The sequence below is a fragment of the Tropicimonas sp. IMCC34043 genome (assembly GCF_003390845.1).
GTDB lineage: Bacteria > Pseudomonadota > Alphaproteobacteria > Rhodobacterales > Rhodobacteraceae > Tropicimonas.
The window spans coordinates 137,622-151,158 of the sequence record NZ_QMEK01000005.1 but is presented as its reverse complement, the minus strand read 5'-3'; the positions used below and the strand labels follow the sequence as shown (position 1 = coordinate 151,158).

General features: G+C 67.5%; 13 protein-coding genes. 7 read left to right on the top strand and 6 right to left on the bottom strand.

Features of this window, described 5'->3' with window-relative positions:
• The first annotated feature begins 356 nt into the window (after positions 1 to 356).
• The 7 genes from DQG17_RS16945 (at position 357) to DQG17_RS16915 (ending at position 7,115) form a co-directional block, all read left to right on the top strand.
• Positions 357 to 926 carry a UbiX family flavin prenyltransferase gene (locus DQG17_RS16945; RefSeq protein WP_116134063.1) on the top strand — a complete coding sequence of 190 codons (570 nt, stop codon included), beginning with the start codon at positions 357 to 359 and terminating at the stop codon, positions 924 to 926.
• 211 nt (positions 927 to 1,137) lie between these two features.
• Complete coding sequence (locus tag DQG17_RS16940; protein WP_232829481.1) at positions 1,138 to 1,929, top strand: energy-coupling factor ABC transporter ATP-binding protein; 792 nt, start codon at positions 1,138 to 1,140, stop codon at positions 1,927 to 1,929.
• Positions 1,904 to 2,503 (top strand): CbiQ family ECF transporter T component, encoded by a 600-nt coding sequence (locus DQG17_RS16935; RefSeq protein ID WP_116134062.1) that lies wholly within the window; start codon positions 1,904 to 1,906, stop codon positions 2,501 to 2,503. The genes DQG17_RS16940 and DQG17_RS16935 overlap by 26 nt, the downstream gene beginning before the upstream one ends.
• A 27-nt stretch (positions 2,504 to 2,530) precedes the next feature.
• Positions 2,531 to 3,076, top strand: a complete 546-nt coding sequence (locus DQG17_RS16930; protein WP_116134061.1) for a biotin transporter BioY — start codon at positions 2,531 to 2,533, stop codon at positions 3,074 to 3,076.
• A gap of 194 nt (positions 3,077 to 3,270) precedes the next feature.
• Positions 3,271 to 4,278 carry an HlyD family secretion protein gene (locus DQG17_RS16925; RefSeq protein ID WP_116134060.1) on the top strand — a complete coding sequence of 336 codons (1,008 nt, stop codon included), beginning with the start codon at positions 3,271 to 3,273 and terminating at the stop codon, positions 4,276 to 4,278.
• Positions 4,275 to 5,831, top strand: a complete 1,557-nt coding sequence (locus DQG17_RS16920) for a DHA2 family efflux MFS transporter permease subunit (RefSeq protein ID WP_116134059.1) — start codon at positions 4,275 to 4,277, stop codon at positions 5,829 to 5,831. Before DQG17_RS16925 ends, DQG17_RS16920 begins: the two co-directional genes overlap by 4 nt.
• A gap of 99 nt (positions 5,832 to 5,930) precedes the next feature.
• Positions 5,931 to 7,115 (top strand): amidohydrolase, encoded by a 1,185-nt coding sequence (locus DQG17_RS16915; protein WP_116134058.1) that lies wholly within the window; start codon positions 5,931 to 5,933, stop codon positions 7,113 to 7,115.
• Between the two features lie 115 nt (positions 7,116 to 7,230).
• Here the strand turns inward: DQG17_RS16915 and DQG17_RS16910 are convergent, their stop codons facing one another.
• Genes DQG17_RS16910 through DQG17_RS16885 form a run of 6 tightly spaced genes read right to left on the bottom strand, consistent with a single transcriptional unit; the run spans position 7,231 to position 13,494 of the window.
• Entirely contained in the window at positions 7,231 to 8,112 is an 882-nt protein-coding gene (locus DQG17_RS16910; protein ID WP_116134057.1) for a nucleoside hydrolase, read from the bottom strand.
• Positions 8,103 to 9,482, bottom strand: a complete 1,380-nt coding sequence (locus tag DQG17_RS16905) for a M20/M25/M40 family metallo-hydrolase (RefSeq protein WP_116134056.1) — start codon at positions 9,480 to 9,482, stop codon at positions 8,103 to 8,105. Before DQG17_RS16905 ends, DQG17_RS16910 begins: the two co-directional genes overlap by 10 nt.
• Positions 9,475 to 10,809, bottom strand: a complete 1,335-nt coding sequence (locus DQG17_RS16900) for an amidohydrolase family protein (protein WP_116134168.1) — start codon at positions 10,807 to 10,809, stop codon at positions 9,475 to 9,477. Before DQG17_RS16900 ends, DQG17_RS16905 begins: the two co-directional genes overlap by 8 nt.
• Positions 10,806 to 11,873, bottom strand: a complete 1,068-nt coding sequence (locus DQG17_RS16895; protein WP_116134055.1) for an ABC transporter ATP-binding protein — start codon at positions 11,871 to 11,873, stop codon at positions 10,806 to 10,808. Before DQG17_RS16895 ends, DQG17_RS16900 begins: the two co-directional genes overlap by 4 nt.
• Positions 11,870 to 12,658, bottom strand: coding sequence for an ABC transporter permease (locus tag DQG17_RS16890; RefSeq protein ID WP_116134054.1), 789 nt, complete (start codon positions 12,656 to 12,658; stop codon positions 11,870 to 11,872). Before DQG17_RS16890 ends, DQG17_RS16895 begins: the two co-directional genes overlap by 4 nt.
• An 8-nt stretch (positions 12,659 to 12,666) precedes the next feature.
• Entirely contained in the window at positions 12,667 to 13,494 is an 828-nt protein-coding gene (locus tag DQG17_RS16885) for an ABC transporter permease (protein WP_116134053.1), read from the bottom strand.
• Positions 13,495 to 13,537: the final 43 nt, after the last annotated feature.

Below are 13,537 nucleotides of genomic sequence, written 5' to 3'. Positions count from 1 at the left end.
CATTGAAGTGCCGGCCTGAAGGGTACGTCATTTCAAATGTTTGAGTGTCTCCCGGCTGCGGATCTCGGGCTTCGCCATGGGGCGCTACCCCGTGCCTTGCCCACTCATTGACCGCCCGAATTGGCGGTCTAAATGCCAAAACCCCACTGCTCCAACGCAGAGTCCCGTCCCGGAAACCGCCCTCCCTGTGCATTCTTTTCCTGCTGAACCGACAAGCAAGCCGCTCGCGATCCGCTCAATCGCCCGGGCCCCCGAGAACCCCGCAAATCGGCCGGCCGGGGCTTTTACGTTCCGCGGCGCGCTCGCCTGTGATCTACCTTTGCCTCAACCGCTGGATCAGACCGAGGGGCCGGGACATGAACGGAAACAGGATCATCGTCGGCATCTCTGGCGCCTCGGGGGCGATCTATGGATTGCGCTGCCTTGAGATGCTGCGCCGTGCCGGGGTCGAGACCCATCTGGTCGTCAGCCGGGCGGGCGAACTGACGCTTCGGACGGAATGCGGGTACGGCCTGCGCGATCTGGAACCGCGCTGCGACGTGCTGCACCCGATCGGCAATGTCGGCGCGACGATTGCCTGCGGCTCGTTCCGGACTCGCGGCATGATCGTCGTCCCGTGCTCGATCCGCACGTTGTCGGAAATCACCCATGGCATGACCTCGACCCTCTTGACCCGCGCCGCCGATGTCACGTTGAAGGAATCCCGGCGTCTGGTCCTGATGGTCCGCGAAAGCCCGCTGCATGTCGGGCACCTGCGCACCATGACCGCGGCCGCCGAAATGGGGGCGATCATCGCGCCCCCGATGCCGGCCTTCTATAACAACCCGACCTCCATCGACGATCTGGTCAGTCACTCGGTCGGGCGGGCGCTCGACCTGTTCGGGATAGAAACCGCAATCGCGCGCTGGCCGGGGCTTGCCCCCTGAACCCACAGTCCCCCGCCAGCAGGCGGGATCCGGCGCTACCGGCGGTTTGGCATCTGTATTCCCCGGCTTGGTCCTGACGGAAAGATCGGGTATGCGGACTTCTGTCACGCCTGCCCGTCCCGGGCCAAATTTCCGGCGCCAGTCATACGACCGACAGGGGAACGTCGGTCGCATTGCCAATCCGCCGGGCCACGTTGCAGAAGTAGCGCCCATGACCATGCAGTCGCCATTGCCCCCAAAAGCCGCGGCCAGCGACCCGAACGCGCGCAGCAGCGCCGCGCCTTCGCCGGTGCTGAAGCTTGCCGGCGTTACGCTGCGCCTTGGCCAGCACGAGGTGCTGAGCGGCATCGACCTTCGCGCCGACGAGCGTCGCATCGGCATCGTCGGCCGCAACGGTTCGGGCAAGACAACGCTGGCGCGGCTGCTGGCGGGGCTTGTCGCACCGACCGAGGGCACGGCCGAGATCTCGGGCGTGGACATGGCAAAGGACCGCAAGGCCGCGCTGCGCAAGGTCGGCATCCTGTTCCAGAACCCCGATCACCAGATCATCTTCCCGATTGTCGAGGAGGAAATCGGCTTTGGCCTGACCCAGATGGGACTGCCGAAGGCCGAGGCCGCTGCCCGCAGCCACGCCATGCTGGAACGTTTTGACAAGGCGCACTGGGCCAAGGCCCCGGTGCATTCGCTGTCCCAGGGGCAGAAGCAGCTGCTGTGCCTGATGGCCGTGCTGGCGATGGAACCGGCGCTGATCATCCTTGACGAGCCGTTTTCCGGCCTCGACATCCCGACACGCATGCAACTGATGCGCTATCTCGACGGGGTCGAGGCGAGCATCGTCCTGATCTCGCACGATCCGGCCGCCTTGCGCGATTTCGACCGGGTGATCTGGCTGGAGGCGGGGCGGGTGCGCGAGGACGGGGCGGCTGGCCCGGTGCTGACACGGTTCGAACGGCAGATGCGGCTTTGGGGGGAAGAAGATGATCTCTCTGACCTCTCCGGTTGAGATCTGGGCGCACCGGCTGCCGGCCTGGCTGAAGCTTGCCGCGCTGTCGCTCGCCACCGTCTGCCTGTTCGCAATCGAAAGCCCGGCGGTTCTGGCGCTGGCGGTCGCGGCGGTGGCGGGATTGTTTCTGACCGGCGGGCGGGTGTTTCTGGCCGAGGGGTTCCGCAATCTGCGCATTCTCTGGACCTTTCTGGTGCTGATCGCGGTCTGGCATGGCGTGACCGGGCAGATCGAGGCAGGCATGGCGATCGCGCTCAGGCTGCTGGCGGCGGTGGCACTGGCAAACTTCGTGACGATGACCACGCGGCTTGGCGACATGATCGACGTGGTCTCCTTCCTGCTGACCCCGCTGCGGCGGCTCGGGCTGTCGACCCGGGCGCTTGAGCTTGCCATTGCGCTGGTGATCCGGTTCACGCCGTCGATTGCCCGCAAGGGTGCGCTGCTGACCCAGTCCTGGCGCGCCCGCTCGCCGCGCCGGCCGGGGTGGCAGATCGTGATGCCGATGGCAGCCCTTGCCATCGACGATGCCGAACACGTCGCCGAGGCGCTGCGGGCGCGCGGCGGGTTGGAATAACGTCTCGGGACACATCAAGGAACGCTCATGGAACGCAATATCGCCCTCATCGCCCTGTTTGCCGCGCTGGTCGCGGCGCTCGGGCTGGTCCCGAAGCTGACACTCGGCTTCGGCGTGCCGATCACGGCCCAAACCCTCGGCATCATGCTGTGTGGCACGGTCCTTGGTGCGCGGCGCGGGGCGCTGGCCGTGCTGTTGCTTCTGGCGCTGGTCGCACTCGGACTGCCTCTGCTGGCGGGCGGGCGCGGCGGACTTGGCGTCTTTGCCGGGCCAACCGTTGGCTTCCTTGTCGGCTGGCCGGTCGCGGCCTTTGTCACCGGCCTGATTGTCGAGCGTTGGCGCAGCGCACCGCTGGCCCTGGTCGCCGGCGTAGCCTCGATCATCGGCGGGGTCGTGGTGCTTTACGCCTTCGGGGCCGTCGGCATGGCGGTCATCCTTGGCAAGACGATCCCGCAATCGGCGCTTCTGGTCACGGCCTTCATACCGGGCGACATCGCCAAGGCGGTTCTGGCCGGTCTTGTTACCGCGGCCCTTGCCAAATCGCGTCCGTCGAGCGTTCTCTCGCGGCTCTGACGCAACGGAAATTCGGGATTGCGCCCCTGAACGGGGTGCAAATCCGCCATGCAGCGGGCACTTTTCCGTGCGTCGGACTTGCCGTTGCCGCGGGAAGGGCATTAATCCGGAGCGATATTTTCCTGTGGCGATGAATTGGTTCTCGCCCAGCCCCGCCGGCCCCACTGACCGGTGCTGTTTCGCCGGAGCCTTGTGTGAAAATCCTGAAGACGATCCTATTGGTGGTATGCCTTGCGGCCGCGGCGGGCGGGCTGGCCTGGTACTGGGAGCTCAAGCGGATCCATCCCTCGACCGACGACGCCTATGTCGGCACCCATGTCCTGACGATCTCGCCCCAGGTCGAGGGCGAGGTGATCAAGGTGAACGTGGTCGAGAATGCCCATGTCGCGGCAGGCGACGTTCTGGTCGTGCTCGACGATCGCCGGCTGCAGGCCGCGGTCGACGAAGCGAAGGCCCAGCTTGACAGCGCGTTGCAGACCGCCGACGCCGCCGTGGCCAATGTCAGCGCCGCAAAAGCGGCGCTCGCCGCGGCCGAGGCGGCTGTCGTCGACTCGGACGCCTCGCGCGAACGGATCGCATCGCTGTTCAAGCGGGGCGATACCTCGAAGGCCGCGCTCGATGCCGCCACCGCGACCCGCGACGCCAATGCGGCACGCCGCGATCAGGCGGCCGCCGACCTTTCGGCCGCCCGCAAACAGCTCGGCGCCGTTGGCGAGGGCAACTCCGAGGTCCGCGCGGCCCAGGCGACGCTGGATCAGGCCCGGCTTGCGCTGTCGCATACCACCATCACCGCGCCCTCGACGGGCTGGATTGCCAATCTCAGCCTCCGCCCCGGCGATATCGTCGAACCCGGTCAATCCCTGTTTGCCCTGGTCGAGGACGGCACCTGGTGGGTCGACGCCAATTTCCGCGAGACCGACCTGCCGCGCATCAGGCCCGGCCAGCCGGCGCGACTCGCCATCGACATGTATCCGGGGCTTGAGCTTTCCGGCACCGTCGACAGCATCGGGGCGGGATCGGGGGCAGTCTTCGCCCTGCTGCCGGCGCAGAACGCGACCGGGAACTGGGTCAAGGTCACTCAGCGCTTCCCGGTGCGGATCACCGTCACCGAGCCACCGAGCGATCCGGCGCAGCGACTGCGCGTCGGGGCCAGCGTCACCGCAACCGTGGATACGACAGGTCTCGACGGATCGACGAAATGAGCCTGGCCGAGCTGGCACCGCCTGACGTTCCGGCCGCGGACCCCGCCGTTCCGCAGGTGCGCTGGACGGTGGTGCTGGCCGTGGTTCTGACGGCGGTGCTCGAAGTTCTCGACAGCACCATCGTCAACGTCGCGCTGCCGCACATGAAGGCGGCCTTTGGCATCACCAGCGACCAGACGGTCTGGATCCTCACCAGCTATATCGTCGCCTCGGTTGCGGTGATGCCGCTGACCGGGCTCTTGTCGCGCCGGTTCGGGCGGCGGCGGCTGATCACCACTGCGATCATCGGTTTTGCCATCTTCTCGATGCTCGGCGGCCTGACACAGAGCATCGAGGCAATGGTCGCCTGCCGGCTCGGCCAGGGGTTTTTTGGCGCCTTCCTGATCCCGCTGTCGCAATCGATCCTGTTCGATTCCTTCGCGCGCGACAAACGCGGCCAGGCGATGGCGCTGTTCGGGCTGGGCGTCGTGGTGGCGCCGGTGCTCGGCCCCACCATCGGCGCACTTCTGACCGAGCATTTCTCGTGGCGCGCGGTGTTCTACGTCAACCTGCCGGTCGCCGTGATCGCACTGGCGCTGATGTCGGGCGAGCTGAAACGTGAGGAGATCCGCTCCGTCCGGGTCGACTGGATCGGGCTCGGGTTGATGGTGACGGCAATCGGGGCGCTTCAGATCACGCTCGATCTGGGCGAGAGCCGCGAGTGGTTCACCTCGCACCTGATCCAGGTGACCGCCCTGCTGGCGCTGATCGTGGGCGCCGGCTTCGTGATCCGGGGCCTGGGCGAGAAGCACAACATCATCGACTTTGCCATCCTGCGCGATCGCAGCTTTGCCGCGGCCAATATCGCGATCATGGGCTTCAGCGTGTCGATGTTCGGTGCCATCGCGATCCTGCCGTTGTTCGTGCAGGGTCTGCTCGACTATCCCGTGCTCGACGCAGGCTATCTGTTCATGCCGCGCGGTGCCGCGGCCGGTGTCTCGATGGTGGTGACGGGCGCGGTACTGATGCGCAAGGTCGACCCAAGGGCGCTGGTGTTTCTGGGGCTGATCCTGACCGGCCTCGGCAACTCGCTGCTGGCCAGACTGAACCTCGACGCCGGGTTCTGGGATCTGTCCTGGCCGGGCGTGATCTCGGGCCTCGGGATGGGCCTGTTCTTCGTGCCGATGTCGACACTCGCCTTCCAGAACATCAGCCGGGAAAAGCAGGACGAAGCCTCGGGGATCTATGGCGTGACCCGCTCGATCGGGTCTTCGGTCGGGATCGCGATCATCGGCTGGCAGGTCAGCCAGCGCACCGGGTTTCACTATGCCACACTGATGTCGGGCATCACGCCCTATGACCAGACTCTGACCGACTGGCTCGCGCCGCTGGGGCTCGAGGCCAATACCCCGCTGGCGGCGGCCTATGTCGCGAAGACCGTGCTGGCCCAGGCCTCGATGCTGGCCTTTCAGGATGCGTTCCGGCTGTCGGGCTTTGCCGCCTTTGCGATGCTGCCCTTTGTGCTGATATTGAAAAAGCCCAGGCACGGCGCTGCGGCGGCGCCGGTGCACTGACCGAACGTCGTCCGTTGTCGTCCGGTCGCTCCCTGCAGCGGAACACAGACCACCTAGCCTCAACCCCGGCCTTGCGGGACCACGAAGGGACAAGAAACGATGGCATCTGACTTTGCGATGGACCCCGAAACGCTGGACGATCTGATCGCGCTGCGCCGCGATCTGCACGCCCACCCGGAACTCGGCTTCGAGGAACACCGCACGGCACAGATCGTCGCGGACAGGCTGGAGGCGGCCGGGATCGAGGTGACGCGAGGGATCGGCGGCACCGGCGTCGTCGGCACCCTGCGAAAGGGAACCGGCAACCGCGCGATCCTGCTGCGCGCCGACATGGATGCCCTTGCAATGACCGAGGCGACGGGCCTACCTCATGCCTCGCGCGCGCCGGGGCGGATGCATGCCTGCGGCCACGACGGCCATACGGCGATCCTGCTTGGCGCAGCCGAGGCGCTGGCGGGCCGCGACTTCTCCGGCACCGTGCATTTTGTCTTCCAGCCCGCCGAAGAGGGGCGCGGCGGCGGCAAGGCGATGGTCGCGGACGGGTTCTTCGACCGCTTCCCGGTCGATGCCGCCTATGGGCTGCACAACATGCCGGGGCTCGAGCTGGGGGTGATCGCCGCGGTCGAGGGGGCGCAACTGGCCAGTTCCGATCGATGGCGGGTGACGTTCCGGGGGGTCGGAAGCCACGGTGCCAAGCCGCATCAGGGCCGCGACGCGGTGACCGCAGCCGGAGTTTTCCTGACCCAGATCCATACGGTCGTGGCGCGCGAGGTCGATCCCCTGCAGCCCGCCGTCGTATCGGCCTGCGCGCTGTCGGCGGGTGATTTCGAGGCGCTGAACGTGATCCCGTCCGAGGTTCGGATCGGCGGAACGGCGCGGGCCTATGCAGCCGATGTGCGCGACCAGATCGAGGTCGCGATCGGCCGCCACGCCCGCGGGGTCGCGTCGGGTTTCGGAATCGAGGCGGACTATGCCTTCGCGCGCGGCATACCGCCCGTGGTGAACGCCCCAGGGCCAACACGCATTGCCCAGGACGCAGCGCGACAGGCGCTTGGCGCGGACGGGCTGCGCACGTCCTTCCCGCCATCGACCGCCGGCGACGACTTTGCCGAATTCGGGACACGCGTTCCCGGTGCCTATGTCTGGCTCGGGATGGGTCCGGCACGCGCGAACGGGCAGCACCACGGCACGGGGTATGATTTCAACGACGCCTGCATTCCCCACGGCGTCGCCTTCTGGTGCACACTGGTCGCGCTGGAGCTGGGGACCGCCCCTGCCCCCTGACGTCGGACGGGTTGCCCGCGCCGGACTTAGGTATTTTTACCAAGAAGAAGTCGCGGCTTCTTCTTGGCTCAAATACCTATTCCGTCACCGGCGGGCCCGCGCGCTGGCCGGTGCCCTAGCCCGCCAGCCCCGCCAGAAGTGCTGCACGCAGGGGCTCGGCCTGAAGGCCCATGGCAAGGCGAAGTGTGGCCCCGCCGGGTTCGAGGGCGCCGGTGGCGAGATCGACCTGCAACGCCCGCCGGTCGAAGACAAACAGATCCTCGTGACAAGCAAGCAACGGCACGCAAGGATCGTGCAGCGGCCGGCTTTCGGCGCCAGTCGTCGATGCGAAATAGGCCTCGATCAGCGCGGCCGAAGCCACCGCAGGCTCGCGTGCCGTGCCACGCAACGCTGCCAGATAGACGGCATCGGCCCGCAGTTGCCGCGTTGCATCGAGCGGGATCAGCGTCAGGTCCAACCCGGCGCCCAGCACCCGTGCCGCGGCCTCGGGGTCGTGGGCGAGATTGAACTCGGCCCGCGGCCCCATGTTCCCCGGCGCGTCCGCCGCGCCCCCCATGGCAATCACCCGTCCGATCCGCGCCGCGGCGTCGGGCGCCTCGGACAGCAGCAGGGCAAGATTGGTCATCGGGCCAAGGCAGAACAGGTCGATGCTGCCCGCGGGCTCGGACCGAAGCCAGCGCGCCATCGCCGCCACGGCACCCTCGGTCGAGGGCGGCACCTCGGGTTCGGGGAAGGCGACACCGCCCAGACCGTCGGCGCCGTGGATCGCGGTCTCGGGCCGCGCCGGCCGCCCGAGCGGTGCCGCGGCGCCCGGATGAACCGGGACCGGCACCTCGGCGAGCGCCGAGATGCGCAGGGCGTTCCGCGTCGTCACCGACAGCCCGATGTTGCCCGCAACCGTGGTCAGCGCCAGCACCTCGATGCACGGGTTGCGCAGCGCATAGAGGATCGCGATGGCGTCGTCGATGCCCGGATCGGTGTCGATGATCACGCGCATCCGGCCAGCCCGTCGAGGATCCGCACCCAGCTTTTCATGCCCTTGTGAAAGCTCGACAGGTCGTATTTCTCGTTCGGGCTGTGGATGCGGTTGTCGAACCGGGCAAAGCCCACCAGCAGCGCATCGACGCCGAGCGTCGCCTGCAGCGCGCCGACGATGGGGATCGAACCGCCGGTGCCGCAGGTCGCAGACTTGCCCCATTCCTCGGCCAAGGCCGCCAGCGCCGCATCGAGGAAGGCCGAGCCCGGATCCATCGCCCAGGCCGGCGCCAGACCGTGATCGGCAAATTCGACCGTGCAATCGGCCGGCAGGCGCGCCCGGACATGGGCCTGGAAGGCGTCGCGGATCGCCTGCGGGTCCTGATCGGCGACCAGCCGGAACGACAGCTTGGCGTGGGCCTCGCAGGGGATCACGGTCTTGAAGCCGGGCGCCATGTACCCGCCCCATATCCCGTGGATCTCGCACGACGGGCGGGCCCAGACCTGATGCAGCACCGGCTGGTCCGCCTCGCCCGCAGGAACCGACAGGCCGACATCGCCAAGAAACCCCTCGGCGTCGAAGGGCAGCGCCTCCCAGGCGGCGCGGGTCCGCTCGGGCAGTGGCGCAACGGCGTCATAGAAGCCCGCGATCGCCACCCCGCCATCGGGGCTGCGGAGCGAGGCCAGCACCTCGGCCATCACGGTCAGGGCATTTGCCGCGGCATTGCCGAAAATGCCCGAGTGCAGATCGCGGTCGCCCGCACGGATCGTCAGCTCCTGCCCCACCAGCCCGCGCAGCATGGTGGTGATCGCCGGGGTCTCGCGGTCCCACATGTCGCTGTCGCAGACCAGCACCACATCGCAGGCCAGTTCGTCCGCGGCCCCGGCCAGGAAACCCGGCAGCGAACGCGAGCCGCTTTCCTCTTCGCCCTCGAACAGGAAGCTCACACGGACCGGCAGCTCGCCCCGGGTTTCCAGGATCGCCCGGCAGGCCTCGACAAAGGTCATCAGCGCGCCCTTGTCGTCCGAGGCGCCGCGGCCGACGATATGGGTGTCGCCGTCAGGCGCAGGGCGCAGCACCGGTTCGAACGGCGCGGTATCCCACAACTCCAACGGATCGGGCGGCTGGACGTCGTAGTGGCCATAGAACAGCACATGCGGCGCGCCCTCGGGCCCCGGCAGGTGACCGACCACCATCGAGTGACCCGCGGTCGGGCGGACCGAGGCATCGGCGCCCATGTCCCGCAGCGTGGCGGCAAGCCAGTCGGCGGCGCGGGCGACGTCACCCGCATGGTCCGGGTCGGTCGAAACCGAGGGGATGCGGACGAAATCGAGCAGCCGGTCGAGCCGCTCGTGCAACGTCGCGTCGATATGAGTGAGTGTGTCAGCCATCGGTTTGCCCCCGGTCTGCCTGTTTGTCTATTTCTTCGATCTTGGCCCGGAACCGTCGCGCCACCTGCAGCGCGTCGGCCAGCACCTTCTCGGGCTCGAGCGTCTCGACCATCCGGTCGCGCATCAGCCAGCGCCCGGCCACCATCGTCGCCCGCACGTCGCACGGAAGTGCCGCGAAGACCAGCGTGGACGATAGGTCATAGATCGGGTGCAGCCGCGGATCGGACAGCGAGATCCGGATCAGGTCGGCCTGCTTGCCGGGTTCGAGCGAGCCGGTACGATCCGCCATCCCCAAGGTTGCCGCGGCCTCGATCGTCGCCATGCGCAGCACCTCGGCGCAGGGCAGCGGCCTGCGCGAGCCGCCGGCGATCTTCTGGAACATCGCGGCGGGCGCCATCTGGGAAAACAGGTCGAGCGTGTTGCCGGACATGGCCCCGTCAGTCGCCAGCCCGACCTTGACGCCACGGGCGCGCAGCGCGGTCACCGGCGCGATGCCACGCCCCGCCTTGCCGTTCGACCGCGCATTGTGGGCAACATGGGCCCCGCGCGCCGCAATCAGGTCCATGTCGGCCTCGGTCGGGTACATGACATGGGCGGCGACCAGCGTCGGGGTCAGCAGGCCCGCACGGTCGGTCACCTCGACCGTGGTCACGCCGTGGGTCTTTTCGGCCCAGTCCAGTTCGGCCCTCGTTTCCGCCAGATGCATCTGGACCGGCAGGCCCGGATGCGCGGCGGACCAATGGGCGACGCGCTCCATCACGGCAAGGCCAGTCGAATAGGGCGCGTGCGGGGCGGCCGAGGCGGTGATGCGGGGATGGTCACGGTAGAGATCTGCAAGGGCATCGAGCCGTGCAAACCCCTCGTCCATGCTGCCGTGGTCGGGGGCGGCGAAATCGGCCAGCGTCTGGCCCACCACGCCGCGCAGCCCCGAGGCGTCCAGAACGGCGCCGATCCGATCCTCGAAATAATACATGTCGGCGACGGTGGTGACCCCGCCACGGATCATCTCGAGCGCCGCAAGGCGGGCGCCGATCTCCACCACCTCGGCCGTCACCAGCGCGCGTTCGAGCGGCAGGATATAGCGAAACAACCGGTCGTCGACATCCTCGGCCAGCCCGCGAAACAGCGTCATCGGCATGTGGCAATGGGGGTTGACCATGCCGGGCATCAGCAGATCGCCCGCCATGTCGAGGGCCTTACCTGCAGGCGGGTTGCCTGTGCCGAGCGCTGCGATCCGGTCGCCGTCGAGCGCGATCCAGCCGCGCTCGATCTCGGTCATCGCCGGGTCCATTGGCAGGATCCGGGCATTGGCGAGGATCAGGCTCACGCGGGTTCCGCAGGCAGAAGGCAGCATTGTTCGGGGCGCGGCACCAGATGGGCGGTCATGCCGGGCTCATAAGGCTGGGTCAGGGGACCATGGGCGGTGATCTCTCCGGCCGGGGTCGAACACTGGTACTGATAGCCGCGACCGAGATAGGTGCGCAGGCCAAGACGCGCCGGAATGCCATCGGGGCGTTCCTCGAGGGCGACCTCGAGCCCCTCGGGGCGGGCGGCGAGAAGAAAGTCCTGGGCGGGCACCGTGAAGCGATCCTTGGGCAGCATCAGCATTGTGCCGTCCGCCATCCGGGCACGCACCGCATCGCCCGATTCGAGAACCGCCCGCATCGGGATCATGTTCTCGAAGCCGACAAAATCGGCGACGAAGGCGTTGGCGGGGCAAGAATAAAGCACCTCGGGGCGGTCAAGCTGCATGATGCGGCCGGCATTCATGATCGCGACCCGGTCGGAGATCGAGAACGCCTCCTCCTGATCGTGGGTCACGTAGAGCGCGGTCGTGCCGTTCGCCTGCTGCAGGCGCCGGATCTCGACCCGCATGTCGACCCTGAGACGGGCGTCGAGGTTCGACAACGGCTCGTCGAACATCAGAAGCGGCGGATCGATCACCAGCGCCCGGGCCAGGGCCACGCGCTGGCGCTGGCCACCCGACAGGTTGGCGGGATAACGGTCGGCAAGGCCCTGAAGCCCGACCCGGTCGATCATGTCGGCGGCCCGCCTGCGTCGGTCGCTGCCCCCTACCCCGCGCTGCTTCAGGCCAAACTCGACATTGGCGCGGACCGTCAGATGCGGAAACAGCGCATAGGTCTGGAACACCAGACCGATGTTGCGGGCATGTGGCGGCAGCCGCGTCAGGTCGCGATCCCCGAGCCGGATACTGCCCGCCACCGGCTGCAGGAACCCCGCGACGAGGCGCAGCGTCGTGGTCTTGCCGCAGCCCGAGGCGCCGAGCAGCGAGACCAGCTCGCCCTCGGCCACGTGAAGCGACAGATCCTCCAGCACGCGCGTGGTGCCATAATCTGCGGTGACATTGTCGATGGTGAGCGAGACGGTCATTTGGTCAGGAACGTTAGGCCGAGGGTGCGTTCGACCACGGCCATGACGGCCACGGTGACGAACATGAGCAGGACCGAAACCGAGGCGATGGTCGGGTCGAAGAACTGCTCCATATGCGCCAGAAGCTGGATCGGCAGGGTGGAGACGCCGGGGCCGGTCAGGAAGATCGACACCGATACGTCATTGAGCGAGGTGATGAAGGCCAGGATGAAGCCCGCGATGATGCCCGGTTTCACATTGGGCAGAACCACGATGAAGAAGGCGCGCCAGCGCGGGCAGCCAAGCGACACCGCCGCCTCCTCGATCGAGAAGTCGAAGGCGTTGAGCGAGGCGCCGACGACCCGGACGCAATAGGGCAGCACCAGCAGCGCATGGCCGATCAGAAGCGAGGCGACAATCGGCATGCCCCAGCCGATCGCAAGCGACTTCATCAGCGAAAAGCCCATGACGATCTCGGGGATCAGGATCGGCAGCACGAACAGGTTGGCAAGCGCCCGCGGCAGCACGATGCGATAGCGCGCCAGCGCATAGGCCGCAGGGATCCCGATGGTCATCGACAGCGCAGTGCCACCGATGGCCAGCAGGAACGAGGTGAGCATCGTCCGCTTGAAGGCCTCGACCTGAAAGACGTTGGCAAACCAGTGCAGCGTCAGCCCGCGCGGCGGGAATGTCAGAAAGCTCGTGTCGGACAGAGCCGCGCCAAGGATGATGACGAGCGGCCCCAGCAGAAAAACGAACACAAGGCCCGCGAAGGCCAGCAGCAGGGGATGGGTGCGCGGTCGCATCGGCCCCCCTATCCCGCCACCGGGTTCAGGCGTCGCGCAAGGTGCGACATCGCCAGAACCGTGGCGAGCGTCACCACCACCATCACCGCCGCAATCGTCGAGGCGCCGACCCAGTCGAACATCACCATGGCGCGCTGATAAAGGAACGTGCCCATCATCATCTGGCGCTCGCCGCCCAGAAGCTGCGGTGTGGCGTAGGAGGTGAAGGATCCGGTAAAGACCAGCACCGCCCCGACGATCAGCCCCGGCACCGCCATCGGCAGGATCACCTGCCGGAACGTCGCCGAAGGCGTGGCGCCAAGCGAGGCCGCGGCCTCGGTCAGGTCCTGCGGGATGGCTTCAAGCACACCGACCAGCGTCAGGACCATCAGCGGCACGAAGAGATAGACCATGGCGACGACCACGGCGCCTTGGGTGTAGAGCATCGACAGCGGCTCGGATATCGCGCCGATCCTGAGCAGGGCGTCGTTCAGGATGCCGTTCTTGCCAAGGATCACCAGCCAGGCAAAGGACCGCACCACGACCCCGGTGAGCAGCGGGAAGACCGCGGCAATGATCATGATGCTCTTGATCCGCCGCGGCGCGCGCGCCACCACCCAGGCGGTGGCAAAGCCCACGACGAGCGAGATCAGCGTCGTTGTCACCGCGACCTCCATCGTGCGCCACAGCACCGCCATGCGGAACTTCGAGGTGAAGAAGGCGGCATAGGGCGCAAACGGCCCCTTGGGATCGCCGAACGTCGTGGCAAGTGTCGCCAGCACCGGCAGGACCAGAAAGACCAGAACCAGCAGGGTGGCCGGGGTGGCAAGCAGCCAGGCACGCAATCGGGAGGACATGAGGCGTTCTCGGGTAAGGACGCGTGCCGGGGGTCGACCCGGC

Coding starts and splice junctions, on each gene's coding strand:
- DQG17_RS16945 (WP_116134063.1), top strand. CDS start 357: ATGAACGGAAACAGGATCATCGTCGGCATCTCTGGCGCCTCGGGGGCG.
- DQG17_RS16940 (WP_232829481.1), top strand. CDS start 1,138: ATGACCATGCAGTCGCCATTGCCCCCAAAAGCCGCGGCCAGCGACCCG.
- DQG17_RS16935 (WP_116134062.1), top strand. CDS start 1,904: ATGATCTCTCTGACCTCTCCGGTTGAGATCTGGGCGCACCGGCTGCCG.
- DQG17_RS16930 (WP_116134061.1), top strand. CDS start 2,531: ATGGAACGCAATATCGCCCTCATCGCCCTGTTTGCCGCGCTGGTCGCG.
- DQG17_RS16920 (WP_116134059.1), top strand. CDS start 4,275: ATGAGCCTGGCCGAGCTGGCACCGCCTGACGTTCCGGCCGCGGACCCC.
- DQG17_RS16915 (WP_116134058.1), top strand. CDS start 5,931: ATGGCATCTGACTTTGCGATGGACCCCGAAACGCTGGACGATCTGATC.
- DQG17_RS16910 (WP_116134057.1), bottom strand. CDS start 8,112: ATGCGCGTGATCATCGACACCGATCCGGGCATCGACGACGCCATCGCG.
- DQG17_RS16905 (WP_116134056.1), bottom strand. CDS start 9,482: ATGGCTGACACACTCACTCATATCGACGCGACGTTGCACGAGCGGCTC.
- DQG17_RS16895 (WP_116134055.1), bottom strand. CDS start 11,873: ATGACCGTCTCGCTCACCATCGACAATGTCACCGCAGATTATGGCACC.
- DQG17_RS16890 (WP_116134054.1), bottom strand. CDS start 12,658: ATGCGACCGCGCACCCATCCCCTGCTGCTGGCCTTCGCGGGCCTTGTG.
- DQG17_RS16885 (WP_116134053.1), bottom strand. CDS start 13,494: ATGTCCTCCCGATTGCGTGCCTGGCTGCTTGCCACCCCGGCCACCCTG.